The following is a 14,428-nucleotide window of genomic DNA, read 5'->3' on the forward strand; positions in this document are numbered from 1 at the left end:
TCAATGATATTCCTTCCCACTTCCACCATACCCTCTATTCTCTATATCTCTTCCCTGCTTATGGGCGAGAGTGTAGCCGTATTTATAGATGAACCATACAGCAAACAGAGTTACAGAAACAGATTCGACATCTACGGAGCTACTGGTAGAATGAGTATCTCTGTACCGGTAGAGAAATACCCCAATCCTGCTCCTCCAACTGCCCTTATAGCCATCAGTGAGCATGGAGACTGGAGAAGAGTGGCGGAGCAAAGCCTTCGTTCCGCTTACAGCTCCTCTCCATACTATGAGTTTTATGAGGAAGAGATCCTGCGGCTGCTCTATAACCCCACTCCTCTGCTGGTGGACTACAATGAGGCTTGGCTCAACTGGATCTGTCGGGAATGGCATATCACCGCTCCGATACATGTACCGGAAGATGAGATTGTATCCAACGGCATGCACCTCCAGATACTCTGTGACCGGCAGATTACCAAGCATCCGCCTATCGTCTTTCCGCACTACTATCAGACTTTTGCGGATCATCACGGCTTCTTGCCCAATCTCTCCTCTCTGGATCTCTTGTGCAACTTGGGACCGGAAGGCATTCTTATTCTCAAAGAGACCGCTCAAAAGTGGAGAAAGCACCTTCGGCTCTAAGCTGACGAACGCCTTTTTCTCCCTTTTATCATTTCGAGCAGCAGGATCCGGCCGTTAAGACACCGGGGTCTGCCTGCTCATTTTTTCAGCATACGAAATCTCCCTTTTGCCTACCCTGTTTTCACCCCCTCCGGCATCGCTGTTTTTATATATTCCATCCCTCTCATTCCGGTTCTGGAAACCGCTCTCTATTTCACTCGAAGCACCTCATTTCGGAGCACGGCAGAATTGTTAAATCCACCCCGATTTATTAACACAATTTCTGATACCTGTTCAACCAAAACGCTAAACGAGCATATTCTTTCGGCTTAACGTGTTTAATTTTTCAGTAAACACGTTTAGTGATTTCATTAAACACGTTTACCGGATTCGATTAATGTGTTTAGCCAAAACCATCAAAGCACTAAATATCAGCTGATTACCTGTTTTTGCCCAAAAATGCACCTGAAAAGGCAGATTTCTTTATTAGGAAATGTTCACAGACAGCTGTATTAAAATTTACGACTATTAACGCGAAAAAGCCTCATCAAACGGACTGAGAAAAATTTCTCTCCGAATTTGAGATTTCGCCATATCTAAATGAAAATCAAAATATTGCCTTAAAACAAACAGAAGAAAAGAGGCAAAATCATTCCGGATAAAGTTCTGCAATGGAAGTTTTCCACAATCCGTTTTTATATAAAAACTCCCATCCTAAAAGCAGACCTTTATACCCTAAAAGAGAAAGAAAATCGGCAGGGTCAAAAAGCGGATACAACGCTTCCGGAAAACTCAAAATCAAAATCCTTCATGGAGCTTCATGCTTCAATCTAAAGGATTTAGCACTCTATCTCTTTGTTTATCAATACCTCTTGAACATATTTCAATAGGAACAAAAAGCGAGAAGATATGACGGGAAAGCCCGCTGCTGCTCCGATTTTTTTGCTATCTTTGTTTGAATTAAGAGCTTACGACAAACTTTTATGTCAGAACAGAGACAGCAACCAATATCCTCTCCCGACAATAACGAAGAAGCAGCCCCCAAAGACCTATCTTTGCAAGAAGAGTCGCAGACCACTCCCAAAAAGAAGAAAAGGGGGCTATGGCTTCGCCTGCTGCTGTGGATTGTGGGCATCTTAATCGCTTTGCCATTCCTGCTGTCCGCTCTTTTCTACATCCCCGGAGTGCAGCAGTTTGCCGCACGAGTGGCATCCGAACAGCTCTCTCCCCTATTGGGAGTGGATCTCAGTATAGGAAAGTTCCGAATCAAATTCCCTGCAAAAGTCCATCTATCGGATGTCTTCGCAGTAGATCCGGAGCAGAAAGATACGCTTGCCTCGCTCAAACGGATAGATGTAGAGATCCCCATCCCTCTGCTTCTGAGTGGAGATATTCCGATCTCCATTTTGGAGCTGGACTCTCTGCGCATTCATATGCCGATAGTGGATAGCGTACTCCGAATAGACGGATACGTGCATCAGCTTAGAGGGAGCGGACTGAAGATAAGGCTTAAAGATCAACGCATACACCTTAGAGACTTGGATCTGAATGGTGCAGACCTTTACCTCTCACTGGGAGAGATGAAAGAGAATCAGCCCAAAGACTCCGTCCCAAACAACTGGATGATTACGGCTAAAGACATAGGCATACAAGATGTTCGTTACAGCATGAGTATGGGTAGCGATACCGTTTTCTTCTCCACTTGTGTAGATAGAGCTGTCATACGAGGAATAGCTGCGGATGTAGGAAAGATGTCTTATTTTGTGCAGTATGCCCGCATAAAAGGCGGAGTGGATGTCCTTCAGCCGGTAGAAGATGTGGAGTTCCTGGCTCTTCCGTGGGAGATAGACGTGAGAGGGTACGATATCTATTACGATACGTTGAACGTCAAAGGCAATATCGCAAAAGGGCACTTCAAGTGTGCGGATCTTTGGGAAATGAAAGATCTGAAAGCGACACTTGATATAGACGAGAGACAAGCCAACGTAAAAGACCTTGAGATACGGCTAAAAAAGAGCTTCATAACGGCAAATGCTTCCGTTCCGATGCACAAATGGATGCCGGACTCCGTCGGGGAGGTTGCTCTTAATCTTTTCGGCGAAATCTATCCGGAAGATGCGGCATTCCTGCTTCCTAAAAGCTTTTCTTTGCCTGAAAATCCGATAACAATAGAAGTAGATGCGACAGGAGAGATCGAGGAAAGAGTGAAGTTCAACGGTAAGGTGGAAGCCAAAGAGGTGGTATCTCTGCTGATGAACGGCTCTGCACAGCTCCCTCTGAACGAGAAGCGTCGAAGTGGCAACGTCCGATTGGAAGCGCAAACGAAGTCCGGTCTCATGGAGTATCTGGACAAGATGGGGCTGACAAGCGACAGATGGACCATACCAAGCGATATATTCCTGTTTGCCGATGCCTCTTACCGCAACAATCTTATAGATCTCACAACCCGACTCGAAACGCCAAGAGGCTCTCTCGAAGCAGCCGGGAAGTATGGCTTGAAGTCGGAACGCTTTGAGCTTGAAACCCAAACGAACAGACTGTCGGTACAGCAATTTTTACCGAAAGACACCATTGGCGACTTACAGGCACACATCAAAATAGAGGGGCGAGGCAAAGATCCGTTCTCCCCGAAAACATTTGCACGCCTGGAGATGTCTCTCGACACTCTCACCTATAACCACAAGAGTCTGGGCAATATCGTAATGGTCTCTCAGCTCGAACAGCAGCAGCTCTTTGCGGCACTGAACTCGGAAGCGGAGGGCGTTACGCTGATGGGACAGCTGGATGCCCGGTTGGCGAAAGAGGATATAGATGCCTCTCTCCGCCTTGAGGTGGATACCATAGTGCCGTCCCTGATAGGTCTCGGATCCGGACCGGTATTGGGCTCTACCTTCAAGCTCCTCGCCGCCGTCCGTACAGATACAAAGCAGAAGTATGATATAGAGGGAAAAATCGTGGACTGCGTCATAGAGACGGATAGAAAGATCATAAGACCGACCAACTTGGATCTTGTTGCTCGAAGCAGTGCTGAAAGTCTGATGGCGAAAGTCAATTCGGGCGACCTCGTGCTATCGTTCAACTCCAAGAACGGACTGAATGACTTTCTGAATCGCATAAAGAGTGTGAGCAAGGAGATCTCTCTGTTTACGACAGATACCACGAACAACTACTCCATAAGTCACTGGATAGAGCACTATCCGGATGCGAATATCTCTTTCTCCATGGGGCGTAACAATCCTATACGTTCCTATCTGGACGAACACAGATATGGTTGGAAGAGTACCACGCTTGATATTCGCACCTCTCCCGACAGCGGACTTTCCGGAGAGTTTTATCTGAATGGCTTCCAAAAGGACACATTCAGAATAGACGAAATGGACTTAACCATATTCCAAGATACCACTATGTTTTATGCCGTAGGGGCTGTTCACAAACAGAAGTTCAGGAATCAGGATCCTTTTGAAGCGTTTGTGAACCTTACGACCAATATGAAACATGCCGAGCTTTTCGCCAATCTGAAAGATAAAGAATCGAAGGACCTGCTCCTGCTGGGCGTGCGTGCAAAGTGGAACAGAGAGGATATTACTTTCGCGCTAACACCGGATCCTCCCGTGCTGGTGTACAATAAGTTCCTGAACGATGGAAAAAGCTACGTGAAGATACCGCTGAAGCCGGACAAGAATATAGAGGCGCACGTCCTGCTCAAAGCATCAGATGATCCGGAGAGTAAGATTCTTCTCGACACGAAATACGTGAGAGACGAATATGTTATGAACGCTTTGGTACAGAAGTTTGACCTTAAACGGATTCAGAATTTAGGAGTCGTTCCGAACATGGATGGTATCTTGAATGCAGACTTACGCTGGATCAAAGGATCGGATGGAGACAAATACATTGCCCAAGCATCATTGGATAAGTTCCACTTCCAAAAGAATAAAGTGGGAGATATAGCGGTTATGGGAGTATATGAGCCGGTAAGCGGAGGTTCTTATGCCGCAATGGATGTACAGCTGGATGGCGTCAATGCCGCAACGGGAGAGGCATTCATCTCTAAAAACAAGGGGATAGATCCGGTTTGGAGATTGGTTGTGAATAAGTTCCCAATGTCTAAAGCGAATCCGTTCTTGCCGGACGACCTGGTCTCTCTTGCCGGAAATGTGGATGCAGAACTCTCGAATGCTTCAGGAAATGGAGACATCAAACAGATGAAACCGACCAAGATGCAGGGTTATCTTTCCATCAAGGATGGCAGCGTGTACTCTGCTGCTCTGAACAACAGATACGGCATAGACTCGAAGCCGATCCGGATAGACAACGATAAGATTCGCTTGGACAGGTTCACTATTCAGACTCTCAACAATACTTCACTCATGTTGAATGGTTCTGTCGAACTGACCGGAGACAACGAGCTAAAACTGAACCTGCGAGGAAATGATGTACTGCTCGTAGACTCCAAGCGCACCCAACAGACTCTTTTATATGGTCGCCTCGGCGTGAGTACGGATATAAGTCTCTCCGGTCCTGCTTCTACAATGAAGGTGAGAGGTGCTCTCTCAATCAATGGAAACACGAACCTCACCTATATTCTAAAGGACTCCAAACTCTCGAAAAGAAATCGCTTTGATGGTCTTATAGAGTTTACGGAATTTAGAGACACTCTCTTTACGGCAAAGAAAACAGATGTGGATACACTCTCACTGGGAGGATTGGATGTAACGCTCGCTCTTCACGTAGATCCGGCAGTATCTTTGGGTGCGGAGATTACCGCAGATGGCAGTAATGCCGTGCAGGTACAAGGGGGAGGAGATCTCAACTTCAGATACCCACCATACGGGCAGATGTCTCTAAGCGGTACATACAACTTCAACGATGGATTTATTGCCATAAACCAAGCACCTATCATCTCGAAGAAGTTCAAGGTGGATAGAGGAAACTATATCTCTTGGAGTGGCGATGTGATGAATCCGTTTATCAACTTTAAGGCTACGGAACGGATCTCTTCGACAGTGGCTCTGCCGGGTGAACCGAAAAGGAAGGTCAACTTTGATGTCAGCGTCATGGCAAAGAACAGAGTGAATGATCTTGCCCTTCTTTTCACTCTGGATGCTCCGGAAGATCTTACTCTGAGAAACAACATAGCCGCCATGACGGACGAAGAAAAGTCTCGCCAGGCTCTGATGCTCCTGTCTCTCGGTACTTACTTAGGCTCTACGCAGGCAGGTGCTTCCGGTTTTGATGTGAACAGTACGCTGATGTCTCTTGTAACAAAAGAGTTCAATGCTTTGGTGGGAGATCTTATCAATGCGGATATAAACTTGGGAATAGAGCAAGATGCCGAAGGAAAAAGAGGAACAAACTACTCCTACTCGATTGCAAAGAAGTTCTACAACGATCGTATAACGCTTCAGATCGGTGGACAGGTAGAAACAGCCAATCCGAACAAGAGTGCCAACCAAAGTTTTATAGACAACATATCGTTGGATTATAGGTTGGATCAGGCAGGCACTCACTATCTTCGTCTTTTCCACAAAAAAGACTATGAAAACATATTGGACGGTGAAGTCATCGAGACCGGAGCCGGCTATGTTTTGAGAAGAAGGCTTTACAGACTGAAAGATCTCTTCAACTTCAAGACCAAGCCAATACTCTTGAAGACACAGGAAGAGCCTGTAACGCCCGCACCTAAAGCAATAGAAGAACCGAAAGATGAGAAGAAACAATAGACATCATAGCCTTAACGCCTTTCTGTCCATCGCTGTAATCTTTTTGATTGCAGCCTGCTCTGCGAGCAAATATGTCCCTGAGGGAGAGACGTTCTACCTTGGGATGGAGAAAATAAAGGTGGAAGATAAAGATAAGACATACCCAAGACACTCTTCCCGAGCAATGGAAGAAGTAGAAAATGCTCTTAAAAAAGCACCTAACGGAAGCCTTTTCGGACACACGAAGCTAAGGTTGCCGTTTACCTATGGTTTCTATTTCAATGAAAAGATAGGTAACGAAAGTAATACTTTCACACGTTGGTTGGAGAAGACTCTATCCTCCAAACCTATCTTTATTTCTAATGTCAATCCGTCCGGACGTTCCACCATCGCTCAGCAAATCCTACAAGAGTATGGCTACTTTCATTCATCCGTAAGTCATAATCTTATCTACAACAAAGATTCTCTGCAGGCTCTTGTCCAGTATTACGTTTCACAAGGAGCTCCTCACGTGATAGATAGTGTAGAGTACGATATTGACATTGTTACTCCGGACAGTTTGGATCTATTTTCTGCCCCGATCTCTTTGATTAAGAAAAAGCGTCCTTTCAGCATTTCAACTCTTGAAGCAGAACGAGACAGAATAGCCGGACTGTTGCAAAATCAGGGCTACTACTATTTCAGACCGGACAATATCGTCTATCAGGCAGACACAACCCTGAGAGAAAAAGGTGTGCATCTGAAGGTCAATCTCTCTAATAAAGCAGATCCGAGAGCGTATCAGCCCTGGTATATAGGGAATATCAGTTATAATGTGTACGATAGTGAGCGATCTCCTCTAACGGACAGCTTGATGCTGGACGGCGTACTTTTCCGCTTCAATAAGAAGATCCCCGTAAGAGCAGGAGTGCTTAGAAGTAAGATCCGATTCATAAAAGATAAGCTGTACAATGCTTCTTATCAGAATCGCACGGTACAATCTTTGGCTACACTGAACACGTTCTCTTTCTCCGATGTGAACTACACACCTTCAGACTCTATACCGAACAGGCTCAATGTTACAATATCTTCCCAAGCGGATCTCCCCTACTACGCAGAGCTTGAAACGGTATTCAAAAGCAAAAGTAACAATCAGTTAGGTCCGGGACTATCCTTGACTCTCAACAAAAAGAATCTCTTTAGAGGAGGTGAACTTCTCTCTATGCAGGTGGGCACCAACTACGAATGGGAGACCAGAAAAAGCAATCTGCCCGGCAGTTCGTGGGATATCAACAGCTACGGCATATCCGTTAACTCCTCCCTCACATTCCCTCGCATCATGTTGCCATTCCTGCCTAAGAGGTTTCAAAAGACACCTGCAACTACCTCTTTCTCTATCACGGGAGGATTTCTGAACCGCTCATCTTTTTACAGATTAGGACAGTTTTCCGGTCGCATTGCCTACAATATCGAACCACAGAGAGGTGTGCGCCATACCATTATTCCTATCAGAGTAACCTACAATTCTCTGTTGCGCACAACGGCTAAATTCGATTCGATCATCTCTGCCAACCCGGTTCTTGCACTATCTTTCCAAGACCAGTTTATTCCGGTTATCGGATATACTTTCGGGTATGAGCAGATAGACGGAGACTCTCCTCACACATTCTCCATAGAAGCATCCGTTTCGGAAGCAGGAAATATCCTCAGCACCATCTATGCGCTACGAGGAGAACCTTTCACCAAACAGAAGACATTTATCAACAATCCGTTTGCACAGTTTGTCAAAGGCTCTTTAGAGATGCGATATGCGTACAGCTGGAACAGCAAAGAGAAGCTCGCAACCAGACTTTTTGCCGGGGCTATATACAGCTATGGAAATATGTTGGTGGCACCTTATACGGAGCAGTTTTACTCCGGTGGTGCCAATAGCATCAGGGCTTTTAATGTCCGCACGATAGGTCCGGGCTCATATCGTCCCACCGAATACAGCATCTACAACTTCATGGATCGCACCGGAGACATCCGTCTTGAAGGAAATATCGAATATCGGAGGAAGCTCTTCGGAAGCCTTGAGCTTGCAACATTCATAGATGCCGGCAATATCTGGCTGATGCGAGAAGATCAAAGCCGACCGGGAGGAGTGCTCACCGGAAAGTCTTTCTTCAAAGACCTCGCTTTGGGAACAGGTTTAGGCATAAGATACGACCTCTCTTATCTGGTCATCAGATTCGATACCGGAGTGGCTCTCCATGCTCCTTATTCTACCGGGATCAATGGATACTTCAACACTTTCGGGAAGAAGATCTGGAAAGATGCTTTCTCGTTCCACCTCGCCATCGGCTATCCATTCTAAATATCTTACTCTACATGAACGACCAGAAGCTCAAACAGCGACAGACCGCCCGACTCACCTCTCGGCAGATACAGCTCATGCAGATGATCGGACTCTCCAATGTCGAGGTTGAAGATCGGATACAGAGCGAATTGGAAATCAATCCGGCATTGGAAGAAGGAGTGGAAGAGGATGACGATACAAGAAAAGAGAACGACAACGAAGAGCTTGAGCCGATCTCTCAAGATGAAATCATACTCGGCGACTACGCTTCCATAGATGATGTTCCCGAGTACAAACTCCGACAAGTAGAGCAACATCGCACGCCGCGAGAGGAGATCCCTTTCACGGAAGGAAGCTCTCTGCAAGACCATCTGCTCTCTCAGCTCTCCCTGACATCACTCTCCGGCGAAGAGGTAGAAGTGGCTCGCTACATTGTCGGAAGCCTTGATAACGATGGTTATCTCCGGCGAGATCTTCTGTCCATACAAGACGATCTTGCCATACGGATGGGTATAAACACAGATTTGGAGACCATAGAACATGTTCTAAGCGTTATACAAACGCTCGATCCTCCCGGTATTGGAGCAGAAGATCTCCGTCACTGTCTGCTGTTACAGCTGGAAAGAAGAGAAGAAACAACCGCCGTAGCAATAGCCAAAAAGATTCTTGAACAGATGTTTGTGCCGTTTTCCAACAGACATTACGACAAGATCATCTCTCGTCTGCATCTTACGGATGAAGAGTTGAGAGAAGCCATCCGAGTGATCACGCACCTCAATCCCAAACCCGGACTCGACTTTAACACCCGTCTTGAAGAGACTTTCTTTACCGTTGTTCCCGACTTTATTGTGGAAGAACACGATGATGAGTTCATGGTATCCCTCAATAACGATGGGATTGCTCCGGTACGCGTCAATACGACATTCACTCAACAGATGAGCGAATACAGCGGAGACATCAGACGCATTCCGCAGCAGAAAAAAGAGGTTGCCCGGTTTGTAAAACAGAAGATAGACGATGCACGTTGGTTCGTAGAAGCTCTCCGCCAACGTCAGAAGACGCTTCTTTTTACAATGCAGGCGATAGTGGAGATGCAGAAAGAGTACTTCATCATGGGAGATGTAGCCTATCTCAAGCCGCTCATCCTGCAAGATGTTGCCGATGCCACAGGTCTCGACGTCTCCACGATCTCCAGAGTAACAAGCACGAAATATGTTCAGACCCCTTTCGGAACCTTTCCGCTAAAACACTTCTTCTCGGAAGGAACAATGACCGATGCCGGAGAAGAGATTTCGACCAGACATGTAAAGGAACTTTTGGCAGAGCTGATAGAGCAGGAAGACAAGAGCTCTCCACTCTCCGATGAAGCTATGGTGGCGCAGCTGAAAGAGAAAGGACTGAATGTTGCTCGCCGTACCGTGGCTAAGTATAGAGAACAATTAGGAATACCGGTGGCAAGACTTCGTAAAGAGATATAATTTTGTATCTTTGAGGAGCTGAAAAAAGCAGAACAAATATTCACTATAACAATAAAACCAATATCATTAGAATTATGAACTTTCCAGAAAATCTAAAGTACACAAAAGATCACGAGTGGATCCGCTTAGAGGGTGATGTAGCCTTCATTGGTATAACAGACTTCGCTCAAAGCGAGCTTGGAGAAATCGTCTTTGTAGATGTAACCACCGTGGGAGACGAGCTTGAAGCAGAAGAGACATTCGGTTCTATCGAAGCGGTAAAGACTGTTTCCGATCTTTTCTTGCCTGTTGCAGGAGAAGTGCTCGAAGCTAACGAAGCTCTCGAAGATACTCCTGAGTTGGTCAACTCGGATCCATACGGAGAAGGCTGGATAGTAAAAGTAAAAGTTGCTAACCCTGCCGATGTAGATGCTCTCCTTTCAGCAGCAGACTATAAGGCTCTAATCGGTAAATGATGACCCCTCGTGTAAGCATAATCATGGGTAGCACTTCAGACCTGCCCATGATGAAGAAAGCAGCCGATCTCTTGGAAGAGATGCAGGTGCCCTTTGAGATACAAGCGCTAAGCGCACACCGCACACCGCAAGAGGTAGAAAAGTTTGCTACCGAATGCGAAGATAGGGGTGTACAAGTCATCATTGCAGCAGCAGGGATGGCGGCTCACCTTTGTGGCGTGATCGCTTCCATGACTCCTCTTCCCGTAATCGGTGTTCCTATCAGCGCATCTCTTCAAGGTCTTGATGCCCTTCTTGCCATTGTACAGATGCCTCCCGGCATTCCCGTTGCAACGGTTGGAATAGATGCTTCTCTCAATGCTGCTCTTTTGGCAGTGCAGATCTTGTCTGTGGGAGATCCGGAGTTGCGCGCTCGCTTCAAGGCTTACAAGAGGAATCTCAAGAATAAGATAGTGGAAGCCAACAAGCAGCTATCGGAGCTGAAGTATCTGCATAAAACCAACTGATACCCGGCTCGACAAACAAGAGTTTGTTATTGAACAATAAAAGGGAGAAGATCCGCGCATCGGATTTTCTCCCTTTATCTTTATACTTATTTGAGCTCTTTTCTTCGGGTCGGTGTAGAAGAACCGGCGACATAAGGTTGAAACTTCCAGTTTTTTGCAGTGGCTATGCTCACATCAGAGGTAGCATAACCATCATTATCTACAGCTTCGATAATGCCCATCTCCTTTCCCTCCCTATTGGGTAGAGCTTCATATACGGCATTCAATGCCGAAGCATCCATTTTGTTTTTCTGCATTGTAAGATAGCTCAACTGGGAAGAGGGATCTCTGCTCAGTTTTAGAGACTTCAATTTATTATTCTGACAAGGCAAATCGGCGATATTAGGACAAGAGCTGACATCCAGTATCTCCAGTTCATTACTCTGACACCAGAAACGGGACAACGCTTTACAGTCTCGCACATCCAAGACCGAAAGTTTATTATCATCGCAATAAAGCTCCCGGAGAGCGACACATTTCTCTACTTTCAAAGAGGTCAGGAGGTTATTATGACATTCAAGAAGTCTCAGACTCTCATGGTTACTTGCATCCAATTCCGTCAGACTGTTATCTCCGCAATAGAGTTCTTCCAAAGAGAGACATACGGAAAGATCCAGAGAAGAGAGCATATTCTTGTTGCACCACAGGTTATTCAATGCTTTGCAATCCTTGATATTCAAAAAAGATATGCTGTTTTCAAAGCAGTAAAGCTTCCTTAAACCGATGCAGCCTTCCAGATCCAAAGAAGAGAGTTTGTTGCCATCGCACCTTATCCTTTCAAGTGAACTATACCCTTTTACATCCAAAGAGGAGAGTTTATTTCCATGGCAAGAGAGGTTTTGAAGTCTTTTATTTTCAACTATATTCAGCTCCTCAAGCTCATTTTTCGAGCATCCCAGCACGCGCAAATCCTTGCATTCGCTCACATCCAGAGCCTTAATCCCGTTATTGGAGCACCACAAAACGTTCAATTCCTTACACCTACTGATGTCCAAAGAGGAGATTGCATTGTCTTCACAATCCAGATACTTTAATCTCTTACAGAGGCTTAAATCCAAAGTGCTAAGATTATTTTCGTAAAAAGATAGCATCTCCAGACTCTCTCTTCCGTTCACGACCAACTCCTGAAGCTTGTTTCCGGAACACTCCAAAGCTGTAACAGGACCATAAATGGTGATTTTTGAAGAAGAAAAACGATACTCTTTATACTCATCGTTATTAAAGTCGTTGTTAAAATCAGCCCAAACAATATCATTTTCTCCTTCGTCCAAAAGCCCGTTACCATTCAGGTCTATCCATATCTTGGATCTGTTCTCTTCTTTCGCAGCCAAAAGCAGACGAATGGTCTGCCCCGTCTCTTTGGCGGTTACCATTGTAATAAATGGAGTATCGGTCGGGATTACATCTCGTCCTTTCATTTGTAGAGAGCGTCCTGTCCATTCTGCTAGCACTCTGTACGCCTTACCCGGTTCCATCCCGATGGCTTTTGCCGGTTTTGAATTTTCCGAATAAATGTCTTCTTCACTGTCTGCGGACTTAACCCGGAGAAGCATGACCGGCAAACTTTTCTCAAGCGGATAAAACCACGAAGCAAACAGCCCCTCTTCTCCGGGCGCGATATTTGTAACCTTTTTCGGGGTGATAATACTTTTAGCCCCATCGGACTCTACAACTTTATTCTCAAAAAGATCGTAATGATAATATCTATCGCCCATCGGCATATATCTCCATTCTGCTCCTCCAACTCCGGCAAGATGGCAGGAAGAGATATTCAACGCCTTATCGGATCCGTTACGAAGGCGGATGTACTCTATCGTGCCAAAAACCGAAAACATCGCCCGTACCTCTTGTTTCCCATCAGAGAGACTGACAACAGACATAACCGGGACAGACACATCCTCCAACTTCATCCCCACAATGGGTGTTATATCCATCATTATCCGTCCATCCTTCACGCTTATTCCCTCTCCCGGAAAAGATGAAAAAGCATAAAGCGTATAAGGCTTTTCTGCATCAATGGTGTTGGGAAGCTTCACTTCAAAAGTTGCACTCTTATTGTCAGAAGAAATATTCTCCAAAGGAGTTTTGATGAGCTCACTTAGAACATCTTCCTGCTTGAATAAAAGGGTCAACTCCTCCCCTCTCCTCCAACGAAGCAAGAGTTTATTGCCCTCGGTATTCTCTCCCGCTTCCGCTCTTAAAGCCGGTTCTTCGGGCATCTCGACCAAAACCTTGATGATTCTCTCCTCGTTTCCCTTTATTTCTTGAAGATCTCCTTTCCGGCAACCGCTAAGGGCAAGCAGAGCTATTAACAAGGAGATAGAGAAATGTAGTCCTTTCATAAACAAAGTGTTTTTATTGTAGTCAGATCGTTATCCGGACTCTCTTATTCTATTTTTCACAATCCGGACAGCTTTTTGCAAAGGTATAAATATTCGATAAAAGGATATAAATATTTCTTTATAAAGATTCAAATCTTTGTCTGAACGAATATAATATATAAGATCAAGCCTTGATTTCGGCAAGTCGTGCTTTGACTCCTGCAAATCAAGTGCTGATTTTCACAAAACAGCCCCCGGTTCGTAAAACATAATACGATTAAAGCCTTTTTACAACCCGATAAAACGAAGAAGTAAAAAGGCTTAAAAGATTTATTTTACACCAAACGACGAAAAAGAAAAGGAGCTACGACAATACTACAACTGCGACCTTATCTTTGCAGCTTTCTCTTCCCTCTCGAAAGAATAGGTTTGACTCTGTTTCGTGATCAGTTCCGTACAAGAAAAGGGCTTTGCCTAAATAGAGCTTGGAAGCGTGTGGCTCCTCTCGGTTTCCGATTTCGGCTAAAATATCCGCCAGACTCTCCTGATTGTGAAAATCCAACCCCTCAAAGCCCTTTAAGTATTCGATGCTCTCCGATTCGTCTAAAAGCAAAAACTCATCCACATCGAAGTTCATCTCTTTCTTCAACATATCTTTCGACATCACCACTTCCGTCCCAATCGTGGTAGCCGTCCGATCTTTGCCCCCAAACAGATAGCCCCATATCGCTCTCATAATAACGCCGATCTTCTCAATCTCTCTCTTGATAAAATCCCTCTCTTCCATACCCTATAGCATTTAAGGTTTACTACTCTCTTAAAGTTATAAAGAATGGAAAGAAGAGACAAATCTAAGGCTATAAACAAGAAAAGAGCCTTTCTGCACTCGGCAAAAAGGCTCCCTTTATATCAGCATATTGGACAAAACAAGATGTACGCAGAACTTCTGTAACCTCTATCTTATATCCTGCATAAATAATACGCAGAACTTC

8 protein-coding genes are annotated in these 14,428 nt (G+C 45.2%); 6 read left to right on the forward strand and 2 right to left on the reverse strand.

What is annotated here, in order from left to right:
• The first annotated feature begins 3 nt into the window (after positions 1 to 3).
• The 6 genes from HQ29_RS02450 to purE all read left to right on the forward strand — a co-directional run bounded on the left by HQ29_RS02450 (position 4) and on the right by purE (position 11,076).
• Positions 4 to 639: a WbqC family protein gene (locus HQ29_RS02450; RefSeq protein WP_052079347.1), complete on the forward strand. Its 636-nt coding sequence runs from the start codon at positions 4 to 6 to the stop codon at positions 637 to 639.
• A 962-nt stretch (positions 640 to 1,601) separates the two neighbouring features.
• The gene (locus HQ29_RS02460; protein ID WP_036867293.1) at positions 1,602 to 6,341 is read left to right on the forward strand and encodes a translocation/assembly module TamB domain-containing protein; all 4,740 of its coding nucleotides are present in this window, start codon (positions 1,602 to 1,604) and stop codon (positions 6,339 to 6,341) included.
• Positions 6,325 to 8,655 (forward strand): translocation and assembly module lipoprotein TamL, encoded by a 2,331-nt coding sequence (tamL, locus tag HQ29_RS02465; protein ID WP_036867295.1) that lies wholly within the window; start codon positions 6,325 to 6,327, stop codon positions 8,653 to 8,655. Before HQ29_RS02460 ends, tamL begins: the two co-directional genes overlap by 17 nt.
• A gap of 14 nt (positions 8,656 to 8,669) precedes the next feature.
• Positions 8,670 to 10,115: an RNA polymerase factor sigma-54 gene (rpoN, locus tag HQ29_RS02470; protein ID WP_036867297.1), complete on the forward strand. Its 1,446-nt coding sequence runs from the start codon at positions 8,670 to 8,672 to the stop codon at positions 10,113 to 10,115.
• A 74-nt stretch (positions 10,116 to 10,189) separates the two neighbouring features.
• Positions 10,190 to 10,570 (forward strand): glycine cleavage system protein GcvH, encoded by a 381-nt coding sequence (gene gcvH, locus HQ29_RS02475; RefSeq protein WP_036867298.1) that lies wholly within the window; start codon positions 10,190 to 10,192, stop codon positions 10,568 to 10,570.
• Positions 10,570 to 11,076: a 5-(carboxyamino)imidazole ribonucleotide mutase gene (gene purE, locus HQ29_RS02480; protein ID WP_036789340.1), complete on the forward strand. Its 507-nt coding sequence runs from the start codon at positions 10,570 to 10,572 to the stop codon at positions 11,074 to 11,076. Before gcvH ends, purE begins: the two co-directional genes overlap by 1 nt.
• An 86-nt stretch (positions 11,077 to 11,162) precedes the next feature.
• Here purE and HQ29_RS02485 read toward each other — a convergent pair whose 3' ends face one another.
• The gene (locus HQ29_RS02485; protein ID WP_036867300.1) at positions 11,163 to 13,457 is read right to left on the reverse strand and encodes a leucine-rich repeat domain-containing protein; all 2,295 of its coding nucleotides are present in this window, start codon (positions 13,455 to 13,457) and stop codon (positions 11,163 to 11,165) included.
• A 343-nt stretch (positions 13,458 to 13,800) separates the two neighbouring features.
• Positions 13,801 to 14,223: a hypothetical protein gene (locus HQ29_RS02490; RefSeq protein WP_036867301.1), complete on the reverse strand. Its 423-nt coding sequence runs from the start codon at positions 14,221 to 14,223 to the stop codon at positions 13,801 to 13,803.
• Between the last annotated feature and the right edge of the window lie 205 nt (positions 14,224 to 14,428).

Origin of the sequence: Porphyromonas canoris, from assembly GCF_000765975.1 — a bacterium.
Classification (GTDB): Bacteria; Bacteroidota; Bacteroidia; order Bacteroidales; family Porphyromonadaceae; genus Porphyromonas_A; species Porphyromonas_A canoris.

Coding starts and splice junctions, on each gene's coding strand:
- purE (WP_036789340.1), top strand. CDS start 10,570: ATGACCCCTCGTGTAAGCATAATCATGGGTAGCACTTCAGACCTGCCC.
- HQ29_RS02450 (WP_052079347.1), top strand. CDS start 4: ATGATATTCCTTCCCACTTCCACCATACCCTCTATTCTCTATATCTCT.
- gcvH (WP_036867298.1), top strand. CDS start 10,190: ATGAACTTTCCAGAAAATCTAAAGTACACAAAAGATCACGAGTGGATC.
- HQ29_RS02460 (WP_036867293.1), top strand. CDS start 1,602: ATGTCAGAACAGAGACAGCAACCAATATCCTCTCCCGACAATAACGAA.
- HQ29_RS02490 (WP_036867301.1), bottom strand. CDS start 14,223: ATGGAAGAGAGGGATTTTATCAAGAGAGAGATTGAGAAGATCGGCGTT.
- tamL (WP_036867295.1), top strand. CDS start 6,325: ATGAGAAGAAACAATAGACATCATAGCCTTAACGCCTTTCTGTCCATC.
- HQ29_RS02485 (WP_036867300.1), bottom strand. CDS start 13,457: ATGAAAGGACTACATTTCTCTATCTCCTTGTTAATAGCTCTGCTTGCC.
- rpoN (WP_036867297.1), top strand. CDS start 8,670: ATGAACGACCAGAAGCTCAAACAGCGACAGACCGCCCGACTCACCTCT.